This is a genomic window from Nonomuraea sp. NPDC059023 (assembly GCF_042740095.1).
Lineage (GTDB): Bacteria > Actinomycetota > Actinomycetes > Streptosporangiales > Streptosporangiaceae > Nonomuraea.
Map to the genome: position 1 here is coordinate 95,624 of NZ_JBHYIO010000012.1, position 16,479 is coordinate 112,102.

16 protein-coding genes are annotated in these 16,479 nt (G+C 72.9%); 9 read left to right on the forward strand and 7 right to left on the reverse strand.

Features of this window, described 5'->3' with window-relative positions; genetic code table 11:
• Positions 1-2 precede the first annotated feature (2 nt).
• Positions 3-563 carry a TetR/AcrR family transcriptional regulator gene (locus ACFWYW_RS21800; RefSeq protein WP_379621102.1) on the reverse strand — a complete coding sequence of 187 codons (561 nt, stop codon included), beginning with the start codon at positions 561-563 and terminating at the stop codon, positions 3-5.
• Positions 564-658: 95 nt separating this feature from the next.
• Between ACFWYW_RS21800 and ACFWYW_RS21805 the strand changes: the two genes are divergently transcribed.
• Positions 659-1,501 carry an alpha/beta fold hydrolase gene (locus ACFWYW_RS21805; RefSeq protein WP_379621104.1) on the forward strand — a complete coding sequence of 281 codons (843 nt, stop codon included), beginning with the start codon at positions 659-661 and terminating at the stop codon, positions 1,499-1,501.
• 48 nt (positions 1,502-1,549) lie between these two features.
• Positions 1,550-2,203: a class I SAM-dependent methyltransferase gene (locus ACFWYW_RS21810; RefSeq protein WP_379621106.1), complete on the forward strand. Its 654-nt coding sequence runs from the start codon at positions 1,550-1,552 to the stop codon at positions 2,201-2,203.
• On the opposite strand, the gene ACFWYW_RS21815 is transcribed toward ACFWYW_RS21810, so the two are convergent.
• From ACFWYW_RS21815 to ACFWYW_RS21825, 3 genes are read right to left on the reverse strand one after another with little or no spacing between them, the layout of a single operon-like run.
• The gene (locus ACFWYW_RS21815; RefSeq protein WP_379641040.1) at positions 2,156-3,040 is read right to left on the reverse strand and encodes a helix-turn-helix transcriptional regulator; all 885 of its coding nucleotides are present in this window, start codon (positions 3,038-3,040) and stop codon (positions 2,156-2,158) included. The two genes, ACFWYW_RS21810 and ACFWYW_RS21815, sit on opposite strands and share 48 nt — an antisense overlap.
• Before the next feature lie 35 nt (positions 3,041-3,075).
• A complete protein-coding gene (locus ACFWYW_RS21820; RefSeq protein WP_379621110.1) occupies positions 3,076-4,221 on the reverse strand; it encodes a serine hydrolase domain-containing protein in 1,146 nt (381 codons plus the stop codon).
• A 24-nt stretch (positions 4,222-4,245) separates the two neighbouring features.
• Positions 4,246-5,244 carry an alpha/beta hydrolase family protein gene (locus tag ACFWYW_RS21825; protein ID WP_379621112.1) on the reverse strand — a complete coding sequence of 333 codons (999 nt, stop codon included), beginning with the start codon at positions 5,242-5,244 and terminating at the stop codon, positions 4,246-4,248.
• A gap of 130 nt (positions 5,245-5,374) precedes the next feature.
• On the opposite strand from ACFWYW_RS21825, the gene ACFWYW_RS21830 reads away from it, so the two are divergent.
• The 3 genes from ACFWYW_RS21830 (at position 5,375) to ACFWYW_RS21840 (ending at position 8,252) form a co-directional block, all read left to right on the forward strand.
• Complete coding sequence (locus tag ACFWYW_RS21830) at positions 5,375-5,926, forward strand: RNA polymerase sigma factor (RefSeq protein ID WP_379621114.1); 552 nt, start codon at positions 5,375-5,377, stop codon at positions 5,924-5,926.
• Positions 5,927-6,742, forward strand: coding sequence for a hypothetical protein (locus tag ACFWYW_RS21835; protein ID WP_379621116.1), 816 nt, complete (start codon positions 5,927-5,929; stop codon positions 6,740-6,742). It begins immediately after the preceding gene.
• Positions 6,743-6,893: 151 nt separating this feature from the next.
• A complete protein-coding gene (locus ACFWYW_RS21840; RefSeq protein WP_379621118.1) occupies positions 6,894-8,252 on the forward strand; it encodes a hypothetical protein in 1,359 nt (452 codons plus the stop codon).
• Positions 8,253-8,264: 12 nt separating this feature from the next.
• Here the strand turns inward: ACFWYW_RS21840 and ACFWYW_RS21845 are convergent, their stop codons facing one another.
• On the reverse strand, positions 8,265-9,005 hold the full coding sequence (locus ACFWYW_RS21845) for a helix-turn-helix domain-containing protein (RefSeq protein ID WP_379621120.1): 741 nt from the start codon (positions 9,003-9,005) through the stop codon (positions 8,265-8,267).
• 128 nt (positions 9,006-9,133) lie between these two features.
• On the opposite strand from ACFWYW_RS21845, the gene ACFWYW_RS21850 reads away from it, so the two are divergent.
• From ACFWYW_RS21850 to ACFWYW_RS21865, 4 genes are read left to right on the forward strand one after another with little or no spacing between them, the layout of a single operon-like run.
• Positions 9,134-10,159: a FecCD family ABC transporter permease gene (locus ACFWYW_RS21850; protein WP_379621122.1), complete on the forward strand. Its 1,026-nt coding sequence runs from the start codon at positions 9,134-9,136 to the stop codon at positions 10,157-10,159.
• Positions 10,159-11,232 carry a FecCD family ABC transporter permease gene (locus ACFWYW_RS21855; protein ID WP_379621124.1) on the forward strand — a complete coding sequence of 358 codons (1,074 nt, stop codon included), beginning with the start codon at positions 10,159-10,161 and terminating at the stop codon, positions 11,230-11,232. The genes ACFWYW_RS21850 and ACFWYW_RS21855 overlap by 1 nt, the downstream gene beginning before the upstream one ends.
• Entirely contained in the window at positions 11,229-12,020 is a 792-nt protein-coding gene (locus tag ACFWYW_RS21860) for an ABC transporter ATP-binding protein (RefSeq protein ID WP_379621126.1), read from the forward strand. The genes ACFWYW_RS21855 and ACFWYW_RS21860 overlap by 4 nt, the downstream gene beginning before the upstream one ends.
• Complete coding sequence (locus ACFWYW_RS21865; protein ID WP_379621128.1) at positions 12,017-13,021, forward strand: ABC transporter substrate-binding protein; 1,005 nt, start codon at positions 12,017-12,019, stop codon at positions 13,019-13,021. Before ACFWYW_RS21860 ends, ACFWYW_RS21865 begins: the two co-directional genes overlap by 4 nt.
• On the opposite strand, the gene ACFWYW_RS21870 is transcribed toward ACFWYW_RS21865, so the two are convergent.
• Positions 12,984-14,714: an ABC transporter ATP-binding protein gene (locus tag ACFWYW_RS21870; protein WP_379621130.1), complete on the reverse strand. Its 1,731-nt coding sequence runs from the start codon at positions 14,712-14,714 to the stop codon at positions 12,984-12,986. The two genes, ACFWYW_RS21865 and ACFWYW_RS21870, sit on opposite strands and share 38 nt — an antisense overlap.
• Entirely contained in the window at positions 14,707-16,362 is a 1,656-nt protein-coding gene (locus ACFWYW_RS21875; protein ID WP_379621132.1) for an ABC transporter ATP-binding protein, read from the reverse strand. Before ACFWYW_RS21875 ends, ACFWYW_RS21870 begins: the two co-directional genes overlap by 8 nt.
• Positions 16,363-16,479 lie beyond the last annotated feature (117 nt).

The window sequence follows — 16,479 nt, forward strand, 5'->3', positions numbered from 1 at the left end:
CCTTACCCGATGGCGCACCGGATGAGGGTCTCGGCCGCGGCGCGGGCGTGCGCCGCCGTGCCGGGGTCGCGGGTGATCGCCGCCGTGGCCTGGGCGCCCTCGGCGAGCAGGGCCAGCTGCGGGGCGAGGTGGTCGGGGCCGCCCGCGTCGCGCACCAGGCCGGCGACGTGGCGCTGGAAGGACGTCTTCTGCTCGCGTACGGCCGCCGCGACCTTGGTGTTGCCGCCGCCCAGTTCGCCGAAGAAGTTGATGAAGGCGCAGCCGCGGAAGTCGTCCTCGCGAAACCACTCGGCCAGGAAGTCGAAGACGGCCAGCACCTTGTCGCGCGGCGTCGCGGCCGCCGCGACGGCCTTGGCCAGGCCGGTGTTCCACTGCTCCGTCCGGTGCCGGAGCACGGCCAGGACCAGGTCGTCCTTGGAGGGGTAGAGCGCGTAGATGCGCTTCAGCGACACGCCCGACGCGGTACGGACCGCGTCCATGCCGACGGCCTGGACTCCCTGGGCGTAGAACAGCCCGTCTGCGGTGGACACGACGCGGGCACGCGCCGCCTCCTCGTTGTTCATGAGAGCTCCCGGGTTGCGCAGAGAACGTACGTTCTCTACTGTAGTCCACAGAAGAGGAGAACGATCGTTCTCCGCCGAAGGGGAGGAAAGATCTCATGGGCCACATCAAGGTCGGAACGGAAAACAGCACCGCCATCGAGCTCTACTACGAGGACCAGGGAGCGGGTCAGCCGGTCGTGCTCATCCACGGCTACCCGCTGAACGGCCACAGCTGGGAGCTCCAGACCCGCGAACTCCTCGCCGCCGGCTACCGGGTCATCACCTACGACCGCCGCGGCTTCGGCCAGTCCAGCAAGGTGGGCGGCGGCTACGACTACGACACCTTCGCCGCCGACCTGAACACGCTGCTGGAGACCCTCGACCTGCGCGAGGTCATCCTCGTCGGCTTCTCCATGGGCACCGGCGAACTCGCCCGCTACGTCAAGAACCACGGCCACGAGCGCGTCGCCAAGCTCGCGTTCCTGGCGTCGCTGGAGCCGTTCCTCGTGGCGGCCGACGACAACCCCACCGGCGTGCCCCAGAAGGTCTTCGACGGCATCGCCGCCGCGGCCCGAGCCGACCGCTACGCCTGGTTCACCCAGTTCTACAAGGACTTCTACAACCTCGACGAGAACCTCGGCACCCGGATCAGCCAGGAGGCCGTCACCGCGAACTGGAACACCGCCACCACCTCCGCCCCGGTCGCCGCCTACGCGGTGGTCCCGGCCTGGATCGAGGACTTCCGCAAGGACGTCGAGGCGGTACGCGCGGCCGGCAAGCCGTCGCTGATCCTGCACGGGACCAAGGACAACATCCTGCCGATCGACGCCACCGGGCGCCCCTTCCACCAGGCGTTCCCCGAGGCGGAGTACGTCGAGGTCGAGGGCGCACCGCACGGCCTGCTGTGGACGCACGCCGCCGAGGTCAACAAGGCGCTGCTGGCCTTCGCCGGCAGGTGAGCGGTTCGTTCAAGACCGGGGCCTGACGCGGGATGAAGACTGCCCGGCATGACCGGACCAGCCTTCACTCCCGCCTTGGGCCGCTTGGCCCCCACCCGGCTCTACGACGCCGTCGCCGCGCTGACGCGCGAACGCCTGTGGCGCGGCCTGCTCGCGATGCACGCCGCGCCGCGGCCCGGTGACGTGATCGTCGACGTGGGCTGCGGCACCGGGTCACTGGCACTGCTGCTGAACCGGGTCGAGCCGCGGGCCCGCGTCATCGGCGTCGACCCCGACCCGGACGTGCTGGCGCTGGCCCGCCGCAAGGCCGCCGCCGCGGGCGCAGAACCGGAATGGCGCACCGGCATGGGCGACGCGCTCACCGAGATCGTCGAAGCGGGCTCGGCGAGCACGGCCGTCTCCAGCCTCGTGCTGCACCAGTGCCCGGTCGCGATGAAGCAGGCCGTACTCGCGTCGATGTTCGCGGTGCTGAGGCCGGGCGGGCGGCTGGTCATCGCCGACTACGGGCTGCAGCGCACGGCGCTGATGCGCACGGCCTTCCGGATCGTCCAGCTCGCCGACGGCCGGGCCGACACCCAGCCCAACGCCGACGGCATCCTGCCCGCGCTCATGACCGAAGCCGGGTTCTGCGCCGTGCGCGAGGCCGAGGTGGTCTCAACGATCACGGGCTCCATCTCCGTGTACGTCGCCCGCCGCGGCTGAGCGGCGCAGCAGGGGCGCCACGGCGGCCGGGGTGAGCCCCATCATCTCGCGCAGCCGCCGGGTGAAATGCGCCTGGTCGGCGAAGCCGCCCGTGATCGCCGCGTCGGCCGGCGACTGCCCGGCCCGCATCGCCTCGGCCGCCCGGCGCAGGCGCACCCAGATCCGCCAGCGTGACAGTGGCATGCCCAGCTCCCGTCGCGCCAGCGCCCGCAGCCGCTGCGGCGACAGCCCGACCTCGGCGGCCAGCGCGGGCATGGAGCCGGGAACACACGCCCCTCCCTCCGGACCGGCCGCCACCGGCAGCGCGCCCGGGGCGCCCGGCCATCCGTCCCATCCGCCCGCGACCGGCCTCGCGCCCGGGTTGCGTGTTCCTTCGTCCCGGCCGGCCGCGGCCGGGATCACGGCCGTGGCGGGTGTCATGCCGTGGTCGGACAGGGCGCGCATCGCCGCCACCAGGCGGGGGTCGAGCTTGCCGGACGGGTGCGCGCCGCCGCCGCGTACGTCCTGCTCGCGCAGGCCGCGCAGGTCGGCGGCGGCGGTGATCCCGGTGCCGCCGCGCGCCCGCAGCCGGTCGGCGAACGCGCAGTGCGGCTCGACGAAGAACGTGAGCAGGTTCTCCACCGCGAGGATCCGGTGCCCCACCATCGGCGGCACGACCAGCGCCGCGGCACGGTGGCGGGTCCGGGCGGCGTCCAGCATGGACACCTCCCCCTCGACGGCGATGGCGATCTGGAAGGCGGCGTGGCGATGCGCGGCGCTGTCGGACACCGGGCCCCGGTACAGCGCGTACCCCTCGTGGACGGCGAAGTACGGCGCCGCTTCGTCCCCGGACGTCACCCCGCCGATGCTGCCAGAAGCCATCGCCGGTGGCGTCAGGGGGTGGCGGAGGCGTAGGCCTGGGCGAGCTTCGTCCAGATCGTGCCGGCCACGTCCGAGGCGGCCATCCGGTTGGTCACGACCATCAGCGTCACGCCGCGGGTGCGGTCGGTGGCGCCCATCGAGGTGAATCCGCCGTACGCGCCCGCGTGCCCCTGCCAGGTGCGCCGGCCGACCTTCGTGCGTTCGGTGGCCATGCCGTAGGTGCCGTCGGCGGCCTGCGACTGGGGTGACGGTGTGGTCATCGTCTTGACGGTGGCGGGACGCAGGAGCCGCTCGTCGGCGAACAGGGCGTCGAGGAAGCGGGCGCCGCCGGTCGCGGTGCCGGCGAACATCCCGTCGCCGAACGGCAGGCCGTACAGGTCGGTGGGGATGCCCTTGGCGCCGTGGGCGGTGAAGAAGTCGGTCAGCGCGCCGCCGTCGCCGACGGTGTAGCCGTGGGCGAAGCGGGACAAAGCGCGCCCCGAGCGCTCGGCGGTGAGGGAGTCGCCGCTGGTGCCCGCCCCGCGCAGGAAGCGCCGCAGGTCGCGTTCGAGGGCTTCGCCGCCGCCGGAGGCCTTGCTCAGCACGTGGGCCAGGACGATGAACCCGGTGTTGGAGTACTCGTGCCGCTTGCCGGGGTTGACCGGCTTGCGGATGCCCGGCGCGAGCATGGCGAAGGTGTAGGGCCGGTTCGGGTCGTACTTCCTGCCGCCCTCGAACAGGGGAGCGGTCTTGGGATCGGCGTACATGTCCGGATAGCCGGCGGTGTGCGTGAGCAGCATCCGGAGCGTGACGACGTTCGAACCCGCCACCTTTTTCCCGACATAGGCGGAGATCGGGGTGTCCAGCGCCAGGACCTTCTTCTCGGTCAGGCGCAGGGCGTACGCGGCCAGGATGGTCTTGCCGAAGCTGCCCAGGCTGAACATGGTCGAGCCGGTGACCGGAGCGGACGGTTCGTTGATCGCCCGGCCGGACTTCGCCGACCAGATCACCTTCCCGTCGCGCATCGCGACCGCCTGGGCGCCGGGATCACCGACGCTCGCCGCCGCCTTGGCGAACGCCTTGTCCAGCGCGATCGTGAGCGGCACCTGGGCCGAGGCGGGCACGGTCAGCCCGCCCACGAGAAGGCCTAACGCCGGCACGAGTGTCCTGAAGATCATGGTGGTCCCTCCGTGTGTCGGTGGTCAGTGTCCATGCTTGTTCACGAACGCCGTGAGCGCGGCGAGATATCCGGGGACGTACAGGGACCGCGGCGCGGCGACGGCCGTGACCGCACCCCAGATGCTGTCGGGATTGTCCAGTTCGTGCTTGGCCGCGCTGTGGGAGCCGCCGCGCAGGACCTCGACGGTGAGCAGGTCGCGGGGGACGCCCGCGCGGTAGGCGGCCTCGGTCTCCTTGACGTCGACGTTGCGGTCGTGGTCGCCGAGCAGGACATAGGTGGGGACGCGTATCCCGGGAAGCTGATCGGTCACGTCGGCGCGGAAGTTGCGCAGCACGAACCGCCAGCGGTCCTTGCTCATCGGCGGGTCGTCCAGCCCGGAGGCGAGGTAGCGGTCGTAACCCACGCCGGCCTCCAGCAGGCGGATCTGGGCGGCGCGCCGCTTGAGCTCGGCGTCGAGCGTGCTCTGGCCGCGCAGTTCCGCCCGCAGGTTGTACTCGCCCTGCCGCAGCCAGTTCACCGCCGGACCCACGAGGATCATGAAGCGCACGTCGGTACGGTCACCGGCGACCTTCGGCAGCACCCAGCCGCCCTGGCTGATGCCCCAGAGCCCGAGCCGCCCCGGGTCGATCTCCGGCCGCTTCTTCGCCCAGTCCAGCGCGGCCTCCACCTCGGCGCCGCGATCGTCCATGCTCTGGTCGAGCCAGTTGCCCGGCGCGCCGCCGACGCCCGGCTTGTTCCAGGACAGCGACGCGTACCCGGCACGCGCGAACGCCTCCCAGAGCGGGCGGTAGAACCCGTCCCGGCTCGCGTCCGCCTCGCCGTCCCCGTGCGCGAAGACGACCAGCCCGTACGGCCCCTTTCCCTCCTCCGGCAGCGCGAGCACCGCCTTCAGCGGCTGCCTCGGCCCCGGAATGCTCACCTCCACCTCGCGCACGGCGAAGTCGTTCTGCACGACGATCCACACACCGGTCGCCGCGACCAGCGCGAGCACACAGAGCACCACCCACGTTCTAACCTTCATGTAACTATCGTAACCGATACGATCGGCTGTATTGCGAACGCTTCGCCATGTTCCCCGAATTGGGCGTGAAACACTCTGCCGAGTCCGGACACGTACGGGGGTGTAGGTGTCCAGGAAGAGAGAAGGCAGCGTGGCCCCCCGTGATCGCAAACGGCGTTTCGAGGAGATCTACGCTGCCCAATATCCCGATATTTTGGCTTACATCCGACGGCGCATGGACGGTCACGACGACGCCGCGGACGCCCTCGCCGAGACGTTCTCCATCGCCTGGCGCCGCCTCGACGACATCCCCGAGGGCCGAAGGGCCCGCCTGTGGCTGTACGGCGTCGCCCGCAAGGTCGTGGCCAACGGCCACCGGGCCGAGTCGCGGCGCAGCGACCTGGTCGAACGGCTCGGCCTGCACCTGGCCCAATGGGCGGAGGCGAGCGGCCCGGAGGAGGTCACCGACGTGCGGAAGGCCTTCTCGCGCCTGAGCCAGGAAGATCGCGAGGTGCTCTCGCTGGCCGGCTGGGAGGGACTGAGCTCGGCGGAGATCGCCACCGTCCTGGGCTGCTCGCGCGGCGCGGCCAGGATCCGCCTGCACCGCGCCCGCAAACGACTGGCCAGGGAACTCGAGGAGTCCGGGCTCGACCTGGCCCGCTACGGCTCGCGCGCGATCGCGCTGGCGAAAGGGGCGATGTGAATGAACGGCATCGATCGGCTGGTCGCCGGCATCGCGCCCGACCCCGGGCCCGGCGCGAGCCCGCTGGCCGCCGAACTGATGGAGGAGATCACCGCGCAGCCGGTCCCGCCGCGTCCCGCCTTCTCGTGGCGCCGCCGGTTCGTGGCGCCCGCCCTCGCCCTGATGACGGTCGTCCTGGCCGTCGGGCTGGGCCAGACGCCGGCCGCCGCCGCGCTCGACATCGACCGGGTGGGCGACCACTACGTCATCACGGTGAACGACCTGTTCGCCGATCCCCGTGTCTACGAGTCCGAGCTCAGGGCACGCGGCCTGCGCATCACGCTCAAGCTCGCGCCGACCTCGGCGAGCCTGGCGCGCAGCATCCTGGTGATCAACGACTCCGAGCGGCTGAGGGCCGGCCACCAGGTGCCCGGCAAGGGTCCCGTCACGACGATCGAGGCCCCCGGTCCGTGCGAACGGTTCGGTGGCTGCCCGACCGGCCTGAAAGTGCCGATTAATTACGATAAATCGGCGGAGATCATCCTGGGCCGGCGGGCGCAACCAGGTGAGAGGTACACCCTGCCACCCGGCATCGCCATGCCCGGAGAACCCCTGCATTGCGTGAACTATGTCAACAAGAGCGTCGCCGAGGTCACGGCGATGCTCCGCGCCCGCGACGTCGAACCCGAGTTCACCTCCTACGGCGCGCCCCGCTCCACGCCCGATGCGCCCGCGGGCTGGTACGTCCACGACGGCGTCATGAGCGCCGACGGCCGCGCGCTGCTGCTGACCGGCCCGCGCCCGCGCCCCGGCCCGCAGAAGGCCGTCTGCTCCTGACCTCTTCCCACTCCTGACGCCTCCAGGCTCCTGACGCCTCCAGGCCCCTGACCTTCCCTGCTTCTGACCCCTTCTGCTCCTGACCCCGTCCGGGACCGCGCATGCCGCCATGCGCGGATCCCGTCATGCCCTGATCCCGATCGGATGTCGCGTGCTCACACAAACCCGGGTGATCCCGGCGGCGCCGCCCCGCGCCCTGGCCGGCCACGGCGCCTTCGTCGTGCTCCTCACCCTGGCCGCCGCCCTGCGCGTGGTGACGATGCTCGGCTACCGGCCGGCCCGGCTCTACTGGTACGACTCCTTCACCTACCTCGACACCGCCGTTCACCTCGCGCCGTCGGCGTCCTTCCACCCGATCGGCTATCCGCTGTTCCTGCGGGCGCTGCTGCCGTTCCACAGCGTCGAACTGGTCGCCGCCGTCCAGCACGCCCTGGGCCTGAGCGTCGGCGTGATGATCTACGCCGTGCTGCGCCGCAGGTCGGTGCCCGGCTGGGCGGCCGTGCTCGCCACGGTGCCGGCGTTGCTCGACGCCTCGTTCCTGCGGCTCGAACACGCCGTCCTGTCGGACACCCAGTTCATCGTGCTGGTCGTGGCGGGGCTGAGCGTCCTGATGTGGTCACCGCGGCTGAGCACGCGCGCCGCCGTACTGGCGGGGCTGCTGTTCGCCCTGGCCGCGCTGACCCGCACGATCGCGCTGCCGTTGCTGCTGCTGGTCCTGATCGTGCTGGCGGTGCGGCGGGTGGGGTGGCGGCGGCCGGCGGCCCTGGCCCTGGCGGGCATCCTGCCCTTGATCGCGTACGCCGCCTGGTACGGCGCCCACCACGGCAGATTCGCGATCAGCGGAGCCGACGGCGTCGCATTGTGGGCCCGCACGATGACCTTCGCCGACTGCTCCGTCATCCAGCCACCCCCCGACCAGGCCAGGCTCTGCCCCAACGCGACCGTGCTGGACGCCGCCTCCGAATACGTCTGGGCCGAGCGAGCCTCCCTGAACCAGTTGCCCGGCGACCGCTTCTCCCACAACGACCTGGCCCGCGCGTTCGCCATCCGCGCGATCCTCGCCCAGCCCCTGGACTATCTGGGCGAGGTCGTCCGCGACACCTCCATCGCCTTCTCCTGGACCCCGATCGCCCACCCCGCCCGCACCACCCCGGCCTTCGGCTTCGCCCAGGGACATTGGCCGCTGCCGGAGCAGCCGCTGATCGACAAGGTGAGGAAGGAGTACGACTCCGGCATCCGCGGGCTGTCGTCGGCCGGGCCGTACGCCGGCTTCCTGGTCGTCTACCAGTACGGGGCCTATCTGCGCGGCCCGGTGCTGGCCGCGATCCTGCTGCTCGGCGCGGTGGCCGCGGTCCGCCGCCCGCGCGTGGCACTGCTGCCCTGGGCACTGGCGATGGGCCTGCTCGCCGGCCCGGTCGCCGTCCTCGACTTCGACCACCGCTACGTGCTGCCGGTGATCCCGATCGCCTGCCTCGCCGCCGCCCTCTGCCTGCCCTGGAGGCGCCGTTGAGCGGTGCGCGGGTCAGGCGGAGCGGGCCGCCGACCGTCTCACGTACGCCCCCGGCGTCTGGCCGAAGTGCCGGCGAAAGGCCAGGATGTAGCCGTTCGCGCTGGTGAAGCCCACCCTGGCGGCCACCGCGCCGACCAGGTGCCCGCGATCCAGCAACTCCAGGGACTGGTTGAGACGCAGCCGCGTGCGCCACTCGGAGAAGGCCAGGCCCGTCTCGGCCCTGAAGGCCCTGCGCAGGCTGGTCGAGCTGCTGTGCAGGCTGCGCGCCCACTCGGCGGCGGTGCGCGGGTCGCTGGGCGTACGGCTGAGCTGCTCGGCCACGGCCGAGGCCACGCGGCTGCTGGGCCGGGGGAGAGGCAGGCTGGCCCGATGTCCGGCAGACAGGGCGGCGAACACGTCCGCGTCGCCGGCCGGGGCCGATCTGCGCATCCGGCTGAGCAGCAGCCTGCGCTGCGGGTCGGTGACGTTCACGGTCGTGACCTCGGTGTGCGGCAGCCGGTACAGGTCCGTCTCGAAGGTCTCCACGACGATCAGCGAGTCGGGGCCGAACCTGGCGCTGTGCGGCACCCCCGCCGGGATCCACACGCCGACCGACGGCGACAACCGGTGCTCGCACCCGTGCGCGGTGACGGTGATCCGCCCGAGCGGGACGTACAGGAACTGGTGGAAGTCGTGCGCGTGCGTCGGATGGCCCCAGTCCGCGATGAACTCGTCGTCGGCCAGGACCTCCGGCGCGGCCACTGTCTCCGTCACGGTCGCACAACCTCCTCGTGGATGGGTGGCCCCTGAGTGTGAGCGGCCGCCCGCCGCGTTGGACCCGCCCAAGTAAGGTAAGGGTAACCTAATCTGCCGTTCGCCAGGTTAGGAGCCCAGGATGACCGATGACTGACACCCCGCAGCAGCCGAAGCCGGTGCTCACCCGTGGCGTGGCGGTCGCCCTGCTCGCCGTCCTCTGCCTGGCCGTCGTGACCGTCGCGGGCATCGCCCTCGGCGCCCGCGACATCTCGCCGATGGAGGTCGTCCGCGTCCTGGCCGACCCGGGCGGCGACAGCTACAACGGTCACGTCCTGTGGACCGAGCGCATCCCGCGCACGCTGCTCGGGCTCGCGGTCGGCGCCGCGCTCGGCGCCTCCGGCCTGATCATGCAGGCGCTCACCGCGAACCCGCTGGCCGACCCCGGCATCCTCGGCGTCGAGCAGGGCGCGGCCATGTTCGTGGTGCTGGGCATCCTGTTCTTCGACATCACCGGCGTGGGCGGCTCCTTCTGGGCCGCGCTGGCCGGGGCGGGGCTGGCCGCCGCGCTGGTCTACGCCGTCGGCACGCGCAGCGCCATCGGCAGCACCACCATCGGGCTCGTCCTGGCCGGGGTCGCGGTGGCCGCCGTCATGAGCTCGCTCATCACCCTGCTCGTCGTCCGCGACGAAGCCGTCTACGCCCACCTGCGGTTCTGGTCGGTGGGCCAGCTCACCGGCCGGGCCGAGATCCTCGACGAGATCGCGCCGTTCGTCCTCGCGGGCCTCGTGCTGGCGTTGCCGCTGGGCCGTACCCTCAACATGCTCAGCATGGGCGACGACGCGGCCGCCGCGCTCGGCGTCAAGGTCGGCAGGGCGCGGCTGGGCGGCGCGGCCGTGGCGGTGCTGCTCTGCGCCGCGGCCACCGCGGCGGTCGGCCCCGTGGCCTTCGTCGGCCTGGTCGGCGCGCACTGCGCCAGGATGCTCGTCGGCGCCGACCACCGCTGGTCGCTCCCGCTGTCCATGGCCTGCGGGGCCGTGGTGCTGCTCGGCGCCGACATCGCCGGGCGGCTCGTCCTGCGCAACGGGGAGATCCAGGTCGCGGTGATGACCGCGGTCGTCGGCACGCCGTTCTTCGTGTGGCTGGCCCGCCGCCGGAACCTGGTGCGCGTCTGATGAACCTGCTCGAAACCCGCGTGGGCGCGGGCTCCTCCGGCCGTGCCGCCGTGCTGTCCACGATCAGGCGCACGCGGCGGGGCCAGGTCAGGCGGCTGGCGGCCCTCGTCGTCCTGTGCTGCGCGCTGCTCGCCGCCCTGCTGACGGCGGCGATCTTCCTCGGCGGAGCCCGCCGGCTCGATCCGGCCGACATCCTGCCCGCCGCCTTCGGCCTGCGTACCGGCCTGGCCGACTACGTGGTCTTCCAGAACCGGCTGCCGAGGGCCCTGGCCGCGTCGTTGTCCGGCGCGCTGTTCGGCCTGTCGGGCGCCCTCTACCAGCGGCTCATCCGCAATCCGCTGGCCACGCCCGACATCGTGGGCATCTCGGCGGGCGGGGGCGCCGGCGCCACCACCGCGCTGGTCCTGGCGCCGTCCCTGCCCCTCGGCATCCCGCTGGCGGCGCTGTGCGGATCGTTCCTGCTGGTGGCCGCGATCCACGCCATCAGCTGGCGCCAGGGCGTGGATACCTACCGGCTGGTCCTGGTCGGCATCGGGCTCAGCGCCGTCTGCGTCGCGTACACCAACTACCTGCTCACCGCGGCCGACCAGCACAGCATCGCGATCGCGATGCGCTGGCTGGTCGGCAGCGTCAACGGCGTGAGCTGGGAGGGCGTCGCCACCCTCGCCGTGGCGCTCGTCCTGTGCGCGCTGGGCGCCACGGCGCTCGACCGCCCGCTGAGCGGCATGGTCCTGGGCGACGACCTGGCCACCGGCCTCGGCGCCACCGTGCCCAGAACCCGCGTCGCCACCCTCCTGCTGGGCGCGGGCGCCGCCGCGCTGGCCACCAGCGTCGTCGGGCCGATCGGCTTCGTGGCGCTGATCAGTGGCCCGATCGCGGTCAGGCTGACCGGCGGGCGGCACACGCTCGCCCTCGCGCCGCTGGCCGGCGCGGTCATCGTGCTCGGCGCCGACCTGCTGGCCCAGCACGCGCCCGTCATCAGCCCCGTGCCCACGGGCGTGCTCACCGCGCTGCTCGGCGCGCCCTACTTCTTCTGGCTGATCCTTCGCCGCGGAACCGGAGCCACGTCATGACCTACCAGCTCGAAGCCCGCGCGATCAGCAGCGGCTACGGCACGTCGCTGATCATCAAGGAGCTGTCCGCCGGCATCGCCGCCGGTCGCATCACCGCCCTGGTCGGGCCGAACGCGTGCGGCAAGTCGACCCTGCTCAAGTCCATCGCCCGGCTGCTGCCGCTCGCCGCCGGCGCGGTCCTGCTCGACGGCGCCGACATCCACGCCACCCCGACCAGGGAGGTGGCCCGCAGGCTCGGCGTCCTGCCGCAGTCGCCCGTCGCGCCGGAGAGCATCACCGTCGGCGATCTCGTCTGGCGGGGCCGCCACCCCCACCGCCGCTTCGGCCGGCGCCGTACCGCGGCCGACGAGGCGGTCATCGCCGACGCCCTGCTGGCCACCGGCACCGCCGAGCTGATCGACAGGCCGGTCGACCAGCTCTCCGGCGGCCAGCGGCAGCGCGTCTGGATCGCGCTCGCGCTGGCCCAGGACACGCCGACGCTGCTGCTCGACGAACCGACCACCTACCTCGACATCGCCCACCAGATCGAGGTGATGGACCTGCTGGCCGAGCTCAACGAGCGCACCGGCAAGACCATCGTGCTCGTCTCCCACGACCTCAACCAGGCCGCCCTGTACGCCTCGACCATCGTCGCCATGCGCGACGGCCGGATCGTGCGCCAGGGCCCGCCCGAGCACGTGCTCACCGAGGAGACCGTCGCGGAGGTGTTCGGCCTGACCTGCGCGGTCGTGCCCCACCCCGTCGACGGGACGCCACAGATCTTCCCACTGTCAAGGAGAAACCGATGAAGAAGCTCCTCGCGGCGGCCGCGGCCGGCCTGGCCCTGGTCACCGCCTGCGCGGCACCGGACCGGCCCGCGGACAAGGCCGCCGTCCCAGGGCCGGCGGAGGGCGCGTACCCCGTGACGCTCACCAACGCCTGGGGCCAGGACACCATCGACAAGAAGCCGCTGCGTGTGGCTACCGTCTCAGACGGTGACACCAGCATCGCCCTGGCCCTCGGGCTGGTGCCGGTGATCACCCCCGACGTCGAGGACGGCGGGGCGATCTCCGAGTACAAGAAGCGGGCCATGGACAAGCTCGGCGTCACCAGCCTGAAGACCTACGACGACACCGACGGCACGGACTACGAGGCCATCGCCGCCGAGGCGCCGGACGTCATCCTCGGCGTCAACACCTGGGGGATGGACACCGACTACGCCAAGCTCGCGCCGATCGCGCCGGTGGTGACCTACGCCCAGAAGAAGGACGCCGACACCCTGCCGTGGCAGGAGCGGCTGAAGGTGGCGGCCAAGGCGCTGGGCATGAGCGCCGAGGCGGAGGCGGTGATCGGCGCCAACCGCAAGGTCATCGCGGACGCCGCCGCGGCCAACCCCGCCTTCCGCGGCAAGACCTACACCTACGTCGTCGTCCACCCCGAGCAGATCACGTTCATGTCCTACGCCGGCCAGGACCCGGGCATCTTCGAGGATCTCGGCCTGCGCAAGACCGCCAACGCCGCCGGCTACAGCGCCAACGACAACGGGGTCAGCCTGGAGAACCTCGACCAGCTCGACGCCGACGTCGTCCTGGTCACCTACCCGTTCGGCGACAAGGGCCTGCTCAGCGCGTCGGAGCTGGCGGGCAACAAGCTCTTCCAGTCGCTTGAGGCGGTCAAGAACAAGCACGTCGCGGTGGTGCCCGCCGAGAACACGCTCTCCTCGGCGATCGCCTACCCCGACGCGCTCAGTTCCTCCTGGGTGGTCGAGCAGCTCACCCCGATCCTGGCGAAGGCGGTCGCCGGAGGCTGACGCCCTGCCCGGGAGCGGTGACCAGGCCCGCGGGCATGGACAGCAGGCGGCGACCGCGCGCGATCGTGCCCGCCCGGTGGGCGATCACGATCAGGGTCCGGTCGCCGGCCGCGGCCGACAGCGCCCCCTCGATCATGGCGGCCGTCTCGTGGTCGACCTCGGCGGTCGCCTCGTCCAGGATCAGCACCGCGGGGTCGGCGAGGCAGGCCCTGACGATGGCCACCAGCTGCCGCTCCCCGGCCGACAGGCGCGAGCCGTGCGTGCCCACCCTCGTGTCCAGGCCGCCGGGCAGCGCCGCGACCCATCCGGCCAGCCCGAGCTCGCGCAGCGCCGCTTCGACACGGCGGCGGTCCGGGGGGACGGGCAGCATGGCCAGGTTCTCCGCGAGTGTGCCGTCCACCAGCAGGACGTCCTGCGGGACCAGCACGACGCGCGCCCGCACCCGGGCCGGATCCGCCGCGGCCAGATCGTGCCCGGCGAAGCGGACGGCACCGGTGTCCGGCGTGTACAGCCCGGCCATGAGCTTGCCCACGGTGGACTTGCCCGAGCCGGTCCGCCCTGCGATCACCAGGCGGTCCCCGCTCGCGACGGTCAGCGACAGGCCGGCGACGGCCGTGCGCGCGCCGCCGTAGGAGAAGCCGACGCCGGACAGGGTGAGCTCGCCCCGCGCGGGCAGGTCGCCGTCGTCCGTGCCGCCGCCGGTGGGAGCGCTCGCCTCGATCAGGTCGAGTACGCGCGCCAGCCGTACGTGAGCCTCCCGAGCCTCGCCGATCGAGGCGGCCAGATCCTCGAAGCGGTGGAAGATGTCCCGGGTGGCCAGGACGAACACGACGGCCACCCCGACGCTGAGCATGCCACGGCCGACCAGCCACGCGCTGAGGGCCAGCACCACCGCCACGCAGGCCGCCTGAAGCAGCGCGAGCCGGTTGAGCTCCAGCTCGGCGCGCACCTGCGCCGCCTGCGCGTCGAGCAGCCGGTCGTTGTCGGCGGCGAAGCGCGTCAGCCAGCGCGGCACGGCGCCGTTGACGCGCAGCTGCTCCTGGGCCGGTAGGGACTCGGCGAACCGCGCCGCGACCGTGGCCTGCGCCGCGGCGACCGCGCCGTACGCCACGCCGGCCCGGGCCTTGAACCGGCGCACGATCAGCACGGCCGGAGGCACGAACGTCACCAGCATCACCATGGTCAGCAACCACGAGTACGCCGCCAGCATCACCACGGTGAACACCAGGACCGCGGCGCCGGTGACGAGGTCGGGCAGCGTGGCGCCCACGAACGAGCCCAGCCCGTTGATCTCGCCGGTCACCCTGCGCAGCAGCTCGCCCCTGCGGTTGGCCTCGACGAAGCGCAGCGGAGCCGTGCCGAGCGCGGACACGGCCCGCTCGCGCAGCCCGGCGAGCGCGTGCTCACCCACCCTGACCAGCCAGTACCGCGACGACCACGCGAGCGCGCCTCCGGCCGCGACCAGGGCGAGCAGTATCCCCGACCACAGGGCCAGCGCGCCCGCCCGGCCGCCGCCGGCCGCGTCGATCACCCGGCCGATCGCCGCGGTCACCCCGACCGCCAGAGCGGCGCCGGTCAGGTTGAGCGCCACGACGGCGGCCAGCGCGAGCCGGTGCCCGCGCAGGAACGCCGCCGCACGGCGGAAGACGGCCCGCTGGTCCGGCAGGTCGGCGAGGATGGGCTGGTCAGGCACGGGTGGGCTCCGGCGTGAGCGTGCCGCCGGCGAGCGTGACCCGCCGGTCGGCGCGGGCGAGGACGGCCGGTGAGTGGCCGGCGAAGACGACCGCCTTGCCCGCCGTCGCGCGGCGGAGCCGGTCCAGCACGCGCGCCTCGGTGCCGGCGTCCAGGGCCGAGGTGACGTCGTCGAGCAGCAGCACGGGGCAGTCGCGCAGCAACGCCCTGGCCAGCACGATCAGCTGGCGCTGCCCGCCGGACAGGGCGCCGCCGCGTTCGCCCGCCTGCGTGTCCCAGCCGTCGGCGAGCCCGCTCAGCGCGAGGTCGAGCCCGGCCGCGAACGCGGCACGCTCGATCTCGTGATCGGGGTGGTCGCCGCTCAGCCGCAGGTTCTCCGCGATCGTGCCGTGCAGCAGCAGCGGCCCCTGCGGGACGAACCCGAGCGTGCGGTAGAGGTCGCCGGGGTCGCTGCCCCGCAGCGGGACCCCGCCGAACGAGGCCTCGCCCGTCGAGGGCACGAGCTGGGCGATGGCCCGCAGGAGCGTGCTCTTGCCCGACCCGGTCGCACCGGTGAGCACGACCCACTCGCCGGGCGCGGCGCTCAGCTCCAGCGGGCCGAGCACGGGCCCGCCCTCCCGTTCGACGCTCAGCCCGCTGACCCGCAGCAGCCCGGCGCGCGGCAGGGCGCTCCCGCCCTCCGGCACGCCGGGCAGCGCCAGGATCTCCTCGATCCGCCCGGCCGCGACGCGCGCCTCGGCCCGGTCGCCGAGCCTGGCGGTCATGACGGTGACCGCCAGCGACACCGTGCTCATCCACAACACGAACGTGGTCAGCTCGCCGACGGTGAGGCGTCCCTGCAGCGCCGCGTACCCGCCCGCGAACAGCCCGGCCACGACCGCCAGCCGGGGCACGACGAAGACCGCGGCCTCCCAGGCGGAGCCGACCGAGGCCAGGCGCATCGTGTGGCGGCTGACCTCGGCGCTGTGGCGGTGATGGCGCTCGACCATGAGCCGGTCGGCGCCCACGCCGCGCAGGGGGAGCAGGGCCGTCAGCAGGTGCTCGGCCACCGTCGCGCGCCCGCTGTGCGCCAGCGCCAGCTCCTCCGCGCGCCGGTCGAACAACGGCGGGAAGACCCGGTTGACCGCCAGCAGCAGCGGCACGGTCAGCGCGGCGACCAGGAGCAGCAGCGGGTCGAGACCCGCCATCGCCGGGACCAGCACCAGCCCGGTGGCGCCGATCACCACCCACGTGGTGAGCCCGTGCACCCAGACCTGCACGGTGTCGACGTCACGCGTGGCCCGGGTGCTCAGGTCACCGAACCCGCCGGCGTCGCGCCGCATCGTCTCGGTGTCGACCGCCAGGATCGCCCGCAGCAGCCGGGTACGCAGCCACGCCCCCGCCCGGACGTCGGCCAGCGTGGCCCATTTCTGCCAGCCCCGCATGCCCGCGTACTCGGCGGCGGCCACCACGACGAAGGCCCCGGCGTAACCGGCGGCGGCGGGCACCGAACCGGCCCGCACGCCCAGATCCACCGCCCGCCCGAGCAGCCACGGCAGGGCCAGGAACGCGAGCTGCCTGACCACCGCCGCGGCCACCGCGCGCAGCAGGTCCGCCCTCACCCGCATCAGGCACTGCCGCAGCAGCAGCCGTCCTCGCCGATTCGTCACGGCCGAAACCGTAGGTTCCGCACCCGCCCGCGGCTCCAAGGCAGAGCGCACGCCGTCGAAGCCGCGGCCCGATCGTGCGCGGCAGTGGCACGGCCTGGACACCTGGTTGGATCGCGG

What these genes read in the sequence shown, in the direction of transcription:
- ACFWYW_RS21800 (WP_379621102.1), bottom strand. Translation starts at nt 563, where the DNA reads ATGAACAACGAGGAGGCGGCGCGTGCCCGCGTCGTGTCCACCGCAGAC.
- ACFWYW_RS21805 (WP_379621104.1), top strand. Translation starts at nt 659, where the DNA reads ATGGGCCACATCAAGGTCGGAACGGAAAACAGCACCGCCATCGAGCTC.
- ACFWYW_RS21810 (WP_379621106.1), top strand. Translation starts at nt 1,550, where the DNA reads ATGACCGGACCAGCCTTCACTCCCGCCTTGGGCCGCTTGGCCCCCACC.
- ACFWYW_RS21820 (WP_379621110.1), bottom strand. Translation starts at nt 4,221, where the DNA reads ATGATCTTCAGGACACTCGTGCCGGCGTTAGGCCTTCTCGTGGGCGGG.
- ACFWYW_RS21825 (WP_379621112.1), bottom strand. Translation starts at nt 5,244, where the DNA reads ATGAAGGTTAGAACGTGGGTGGTGCTCTGTGTGCTCGCGCTGGTCGCG.
- ACFWYW_RS21835 (WP_379621116.1), top strand. Translation starts at nt 5,927, where the DNA reads ATGAACGGCATCGATCGGCTGGTCGCCGGCATCGCGCCCGACCCCGGG.
- ACFWYW_RS21850 (WP_379621122.1), top strand. Translation starts at nt 9,134, where the DNA reads ATGACTGACACCCCGCAGCAGCCGAAGCCGGTGCTCACCCGTGGCGTG.
- ACFWYW_RS21855 (WP_379621124.1), top strand. Translation starts at nt 10,159, where the DNA reads ATGAACCTGCTCGAAACCCGCGTGGGCGCGGGCTCCTCCGGCCGTGCC.
- ACFWYW_RS21860 (WP_379621126.1), top strand. Translation starts at nt 11,229, where the DNA reads ATGACCTACCAGCTCGAAGCCCGCGCGATCAGCAGCGGCTACGGCACG.
- ACFWYW_RS21865 (WP_379621128.1), top strand. Translation starts at nt 12,017, where the DNA reads ATGAAGAAGCTCCTCGCGGCGGCCGCGGCCGGCCTGGCCCTGGTCACC.